Annotated in this window: 7 protein-coding genes; 4 read left to right on the forward strand and 3 right to left on the reverse strand. The window is 60.5% G+C overall.

The genetic code is table 11. The annotated features are described in order from the left end of the window. Positions 1-187: 187 nt before the first annotated feature. Together ACFFAR_RS22060 and ACFFAR_RS22065 are read right to left on the reverse strand one after the other, a co-directional pair. On the reverse strand, positions 188-1,168 hold the full coding sequence (locus ACFFAR_RS22060) for a flavin reductase (RefSeq protein ID WP_174365495.1): 981 nt from the start codon (positions 1,166-1,168) through the stop codon (positions 188-190). Positions 1,169-1,260: 92 nt separating this feature from the next. Continuing rightward, complete coding sequence (locus ACFFAR_RS22065; protein WP_375508472.1) at positions 1,261-3,090, reverse strand: helix-turn-helix domain-containing protein; 1,830 nt, start codon at positions 3,088-3,090, stop codon at positions 1,261-1,263. 114 nt (positions 3,091-3,204) lie between these two features. Here ACFFAR_RS22065 and ACFFAR_RS22070 point away from each other — a divergent pair, with 114 nt between their 5' ends. The 4 genes from ACFFAR_RS22070 (at position 3,205) to ACFFAR_RS22085 (ending at position 5,708) form a co-directional block, all read left to right on the forward strand. After that, positions 3,205-3,834 (forward strand): amino acid synthesis family protein, encoded by a 630-nt coding sequence (locus tag ACFFAR_RS22070; protein ID WP_375508473.1) that lies wholly within the window; start codon positions 3,205-3,207, stop codon positions 3,832-3,834. Beyond that, entirely contained in the window at positions 3,834-4,778 is a 945-nt protein-coding gene (locus tag ACFFAR_RS22075) for an NAD(P)-dependent oxidoreductase (protein WP_174365179.1), read from the forward strand. Before ACFFAR_RS22070 ends, ACFFAR_RS22075 begins: the two co-directional genes overlap by 1 nt. Positions 4,779-4,809: 31 nt before the next feature. Further along, on the forward strand, positions 4,810-5,277 hold the full coding sequence (locus tag ACFFAR_RS22080; protein WP_062000980.1) for an Lrp/AsnC family transcriptional regulator: 468 nt from the start codon (positions 4,810-4,812) through the stop codon (positions 5,275-5,277). Between the two features lie 83 nt (positions 5,278-5,360). After that, on the forward strand, positions 5,361-5,708 hold the full coding sequence (locus ACFFAR_RS22085; RefSeq protein ID WP_375508474.1) for a DUF3293 domain-containing protein: 348 nt from the start codon (positions 5,361-5,363) through the stop codon (positions 5,706-5,708). 40 nt (positions 5,709-5,748) lie between these two features. On the opposite strand, the gene ACFFAR_RS22090 is transcribed toward ACFFAR_RS22085, so the two are convergent. Further along, positions 5,749-6,075, reverse strand: coding sequence for a DUF4148 domain-containing protein (locus tag ACFFAR_RS22090; protein ID WP_375508475.1), 327 nt, complete (start codon positions 6,073-6,075; stop codon positions 5,749-5,751). Positions 6,076-6,118: the final 43 nt, after the last annotated feature.

The following is a 6,118-nucleotide window of genomic DNA, read 5'->3' on the forward strand; positions in this document are numbered from 1 at the left end:
CGCACGGCGGCATCCACATCGTCGGCATTGGCCTGCGCGAATTGATACCAGGGCTCGGCGGTTGTCGGGTCGTAGCTCGACACGTAATGGCCGCTGCGCGGCGCCACGAACTCGCCGTGGATGAACAGGTCTTGCCTGGACCCCTGCAAACTTTCGACTGTCGTTTTCATCTGTACCTGGTCCTAGTTCAGAGTTGCGGTTGCTGCAGCCGTGGCTGCGCGGCGCTGACCATCGCAATGCGGCCGCCGTCGTGTGAATCCATGTAGATGCCGAACCGGCCGCCGGCGCTTTCATGCACATAGCGCTTCAACATGCCGCGAATTTCGGGCGTCGGAATGTCGTCGTAGGGAAGCTGGTCGAGCGGGAAGAAGCTGAAGTTCTCGGGGATCTCACAGGCCGCGCGCGGCAATGCCAGGCGTGCGCGATAGATCAGGTACCCCGAGTCGCTGCCGGCGGCATCGAAGACGGAATAGAGAAAGGTGTCGTCGGGAAGGAGTTCAAGATCGCCGCCGCCCGATATCGGCAAACGGCCATTCACCAGCCGGTGCGGCGCGCTCGGCAACGTCCAGCCGTTCTTGCCGTCCTTCGCGAGCAGCAACGATCCTTCTGCTTCGATCAGATAACCCACGATCATGTTGTGTGACGAAAGCCAGCCCGGCGGCAACGGGTTCTTTACTTGCGCATAGCGGCCACGGCAAAAGCCGAGCGGCGCTGTAGGGCTCGTGCCGAACGCCTGGACGCGGCCAATGAGTATCGTGTGATCGCCCGCATCCACGCGGTCGTGCACCGTGCAATCGAACCACGTCAAACAATCGGACAAGACCGGCGCGCCGGTATGCACGCCGTCATGGCTGACGGCCGCGAACTTGTCGGCGGATTTGGAGGCGAAGAGATTCGATACATCCGTCTGCGCTTCGTGCAGCAGATTGACAGCGAAGTGGTCGGTCTCCTGGAAGACCGGTGCGCTCGATGCACTCTTTCCTACGCATACGAGGAGAAGCGGAGGGTCCAGCGAAACAGAGGTGAACGAGTTCGCCGTCATGCCACGCGGGCGTCCATCGGAATCGCGCGTGGTGATGACCGTCACGCCTGTCACGAAGGTGCCGAACGCCCGGCGCAAGGCCACGGGATCGACGGCGACGGGTTTATCTGAGACTTCGGCTTGCATGTACTTCACCTCGAACGTCGTTACGTTGAGGTACAAGTTAAGGCATGCAAAAAAAGGATTCTTCCGCTGGATCGAAGGACGATCGCAGTTAATTACCCTCGCATTCGGGGGATCGATTCGTGACGCGCAGCGGAGGCATTGCTGTTGTCGATCAGGCTGTGCAATTGCAGCGCAAGCTCGATCGAAAATCGCTGTTCAGGCGTCTCCACCCCGATGCCGAAGAGGTCCGATATACGCGACATGCGGTACCGGAGGGTGGTGACGTGAAGGCCCATGGCGTCGGCGCAATGCTGGCTGCGGCAGCCCGCGCGCACGTAGGCCGCGAGCGTGTCGAGGTAGGCCGTGTTGTGCTTTTTATCGTGCTCGATGACGCGGCCAATCGCGCCATCGATAAAACTCCGTACGTCCGACGAATCCGCTGCGCCCATCAGCATGGGCAGCGGCCCGAAGTCGGGCACGGTCATCGCGCCGCGCCGGCCGAAGGTGCGCGCGACGCGGATCATGCGCCAGCAGCGCTCCCATTCCTTCGCGAGCGCTTCGAGCCCTTCGCATGTATCGCCGAGCACGACAATCGGTTCGCTGCCGACCGATCGCGCCAGCGTCTCCGCTATGCGATGCGCAAGCCGCGTCACGCGTTCGAGCTCCACGCCCTCCTCGTGCGGCACGAGGCACACGAGCGCGCCGCCCACCGTCACGATATGCACCGCGATATGTTGCTGCGCAGCGAGCAGCGCGACAGCGCGATGTCCATCGACGGAAAGATCCGCCGATGCATTCGTCCGGTCCGGAAAATCGATCACGAGCATACGCATGGGCGCAGCCAGCGAAAGGCCAAGACGGCGTGCGCGGCGCAGCATGTCCTGTTCATCGCGCCATCGGCGTTCGACGATCTCGAAGAACAGTTCGGTGAGCGTACGGGTCTCGAAGCGAAAGCGAATGACGCTGCGCATCAATTGCACGCTCAGCGCGAACTTCGCGCTTTCGATAAGCAACTTCTGCAGGTCGTTCGAACTGGATTGATCGAAGGTGAGCAAAGCGCCGACGGCTTCGTCGTCGACCATCAGGGGTTCGATGCGGGCATCGAGCGAGAGCTTGTCACTCAGGCGCAGCGTGATGGTTTCGGCGCGCCGCGTGGTCACGGCATCGCGGACTTCTGCGAGCATCTGGCGGCCCGACGCGCCTTCGAGCAGCGTGGTCCAGGCTGCGTCGTCATGAACGGTGGGCACCGGTGACGCCGACGCAAGCAAGCTGCTCGCGAAAAAATCGAGCACGAGAACCGGCGCGCTGAGCAGGTCGCCAAGCATGGCGGTAAGCGTTTCGATCGAGCCGCCCGCCAGCACTTCCTGCAGCAGCGATCCTTGCGCGCCGAGCACGCGCCGCAATTGTTCGGCTGCAGCCAACTGCGCGCGATGCCGGTGCGCACGCTCGATCGCAATCGCCCCGAGATGCACGATGATCGACATGAACGCGAGGTCATCGGGCGATACATCGACCACTTTGCGCGATGAAACCGCGAGCACCATCGGACGACCTTCCGCATCGACGCTTGCCATTGGATAGATCATCACGGTGCAGTAACCGCGTTCGAGCGCCTCGCGTCTGTAGCCGGGGAATTCGGTGGATTCGCGTGCGTCTCGGATGTAGACCGGCTCGAAGCGCTGTAACGCGACGAGCGCGGGACTGGTCGCGAGTTCCCATCGATCCCCCGATGGACTACGCAGCATGACGTTCGCCTCGAAGCGCGCAGTGACAAGCGCGTAACCGTGCGCCAGGTCCAGCGTCATGATCGAGCCGAGGTCCCATGAACCGTGCCGGCAGGCTGCCTGGATGAGGTCGCGCAGGAGGGTATCGAGGTCGCCGTCGGAGTTGATTTGGCTCGCGACATCACGCAGCGACATGATCCGCGACAATTGATCTGGCATATCACAACGCCCCTTTGTCTCTTTTTAATATACGACAGAACGAAGTGAAAAATAAAAGATTCATCCCACGAAGCGAAGGAAGATTCATGTATTCGAGGCCGTTAGGATGCTTCCATGACGAACCGCTATTCAATGGAGAGCGCAATGGACGTGACGGAAACCGGGCTTCGCAAGATCGCGACTTTTATCGAAGAAACGCATATTGAAGGTGGGCGCGCTGCCGAGCGGCCGATCACTACGGTGGTGGTTGCAGCCATCGTTCGCAATCCCTGGGCGGGGAAAGGATTTGTCGAGGACTTGCGGCCGGAGATCTTGCGGTTGGCGCCGGTGCTTGGGCGCGAGATGACGCGTAGGCTCGTGGCCATCATGCCGGCGGAGCGCGTGGAAGCTTATGGCAAGGCAGCTACGGTTGGTGTGAATGGGGAGATCGAGCATGGCTCCGCGCTCATTCATACGCTGCGGTTCGGGAACATGTATCGCGAAGCGGTGAATGGCACGGCGTTCTTGAGTTTCACGAATACCCGGTCAGGGCCAGGGGCGCTGATGTCCGTGCCTATGATTCATAAGTCGGAGACCGGCAAGCGGTCGCACTTCATTACCGCTACTTTTCAGGTTTCCGATGCGCCAGGACCGGATGAGATCTTGATCGCCATCGGAGCCGCGGATGGCGGCCGGGCGCATCCAAGAATCGCTGATCGCTTCCAGGATATGGCGGAGATGGAAGCGGAGAAAGCGGCGGTTTGATGTCTGAGCCCATCGCGCTGATCACGAATATTCGCGCTGATTACGAAGCGAGTTACCTGTCCGCGCTATCGGCTGCGATGCCCGGCGAATCCGTTTCGTTGTTCTGCAATTTGAGCAATGAACAACGCACGGCCGTACGAATTGCGATCGTCGCGAATCCGCATCCAGCCGATGTCGCGGCGCTTCCCGGCCTGGTCTGGGTGCAAAGCCTGTGGGCCGGCGTCGAACAACTCGTCGCAAGCCTTCCCGTCGATGGGCCTCCCATCGTGCGCATGATCGATCCGGAAATGTCGCGGACCATGGCCGAAGCCGTACTCGCCTGGACCTACTATCTGCAGCGCGACATGCCGGCTTACGTACGCCAGCAACGTGAACGGGTCTGGAATCAGATTGCTTATAAAAAGCCGTCTTCGATTACGGTCGGCATACTCGGCCTTGGCTCGCTCGGTGCCGCCGCAGCGTTGCGTTTGAACGAGGCGGGCTTCAACGTCGCAGGATGGAGCCGATCCAAGAAGACACTTGCGAACGTCCACACGTTTTCCGGCAACGATGGCCTCATCGACATGCTGCATCTCAGCGATATCGTCGTGTGCCTCGTGCCGCTGACATCGCAGACACGCGGGTTGCTCGACGCCGAACGCCTCCACGCGATGAAACCCCGCGCCGCCCTGATCAACTTCGCTCGCGGCCCGGTTGTCGTGACGGACGATCTGCTTGCCGCGCTGGACAGCGGTCACCTTTCGCATGCAGTTCTCGACGTCTTCGATACCGAACCGTTGCCACCCGATTCACGGCTCTGGCACCATCCGGGGGTGAGCGTGCTTCCCCACATCTCGGCGCCGACGGATTTCGATACCGCGGCGATGGTCATCGCGGGGAACATCGCGCAGTTCCGGCTAACCGGAAAGGTCCCTGGCAGCGTCGACACCGCACGGGGTTATTGACCAACTGACCGACGAACAGACGGGCCCGGTGATCAAACTAGACCGCTACGACATCGCCATCCTGCGCATCCTCGCGCGCGATGGCCGCATCACGAAATCGCGGCTCGCCGAAGAAGTGAACCTGTCGATATCGCCGGCGTGGGAGCGCGTGCGCAAGCTCGAAGAGAGCGGCGTGATCAAGGGGTATCGTGCGGAACTGGATTGGGTCGGCGCGATCAAGGCAAGCCGGATCGTAGTCGAAGTGACGCTCGCCAAACACACCGCACAGGACATGCGGCGCTTCGAGGAACGCGTGCTTGCCGCGCCCGAAGTTGCGTTGTGTTACGCAACGGGCGGTGGCGTGGACTACATGCTGCATGTGGTATCGCGCGATATCGATCACTATCAGCGGTTCATCGATTCGCTGCTGACAGATGACATCGGGATCGAAAAGTACTTTACGTATATCGTCACGAAGGTCGTGAAAAGCATGCCCGACAGCGTGCCCGACTGGGAGTGAACGTGAACGCGCATTCATCGATCAGCGCCAGTACGATTCGCGCTTACGAAGAAACCGAGTATCGGGTCCTTGGCGATCTGCCGATGACCTTGATCATCGGCGTGCGCAATGCGCAGCTTGCTGATTTGCACCGCGCGCATGACGTGGATTGCAGCGCGTTTATCACCGCGGCGAATCCGTTGAGTGAACAGACTGATGAAGCAGACAACTTGAGCCACCAGGCAAAGCTGGCTGATGATCTAACGCTCGGACACTTCGAATTCATCGATGGCGCTGGACAACATCCATCCAGCGACTGGCCGGGCGAACCGAGCTTTTTGGTACTTGGTATCTCGCTGGATGCAGCAAAAGAACTGGGCGCGCGTTACAAGCAAAACGCAATCGTCTGGTGCGGCGACGACGCTGTGCCTCGACTCATCCTTCTACGGTGAACAGACGGCGCGCACTTGAAGCGAGCCGTCCGTCCATCGATCACGATCCTGCATACAGGTTGCAGAAGCTGACCGGGCCGACACACGTTTCATGGCTCGAACCGCCGACATTGGCAATCCGCGATGAACTCGCGCTCGTTCCCGCAGCTACGCCGCCGTATGCATTGGCGCCATCGTTTTTCTGCGCGACTTCGTTCGAATAGATACGGGCGACATCGGGATACGACGCATTGCTGACGAGGCGCGAACCATCTTGCTCGGCCGTCACCAGTTGTTGTTGAACTTCAGCGCGGGTCAGGCCTTGAGCAAAAGCGCTCGACGACACGAGAACAGCGGCGGACATCACGAACAGGGCAATCTTTTTCATTTTCGACTCCAGATTGTTTAACGGGTTGTACTAGGGCGAACCC

It is taken from the genome of uncultured Caballeronia sp. (assembly GCF_964243625.1).
In the GTDB taxonomy this organism is placed as follows: Bacteria; Pseudomonadota; Gammaproteobacteria; order Burkholderiales; family Burkholderiaceae; genus Caballeronia.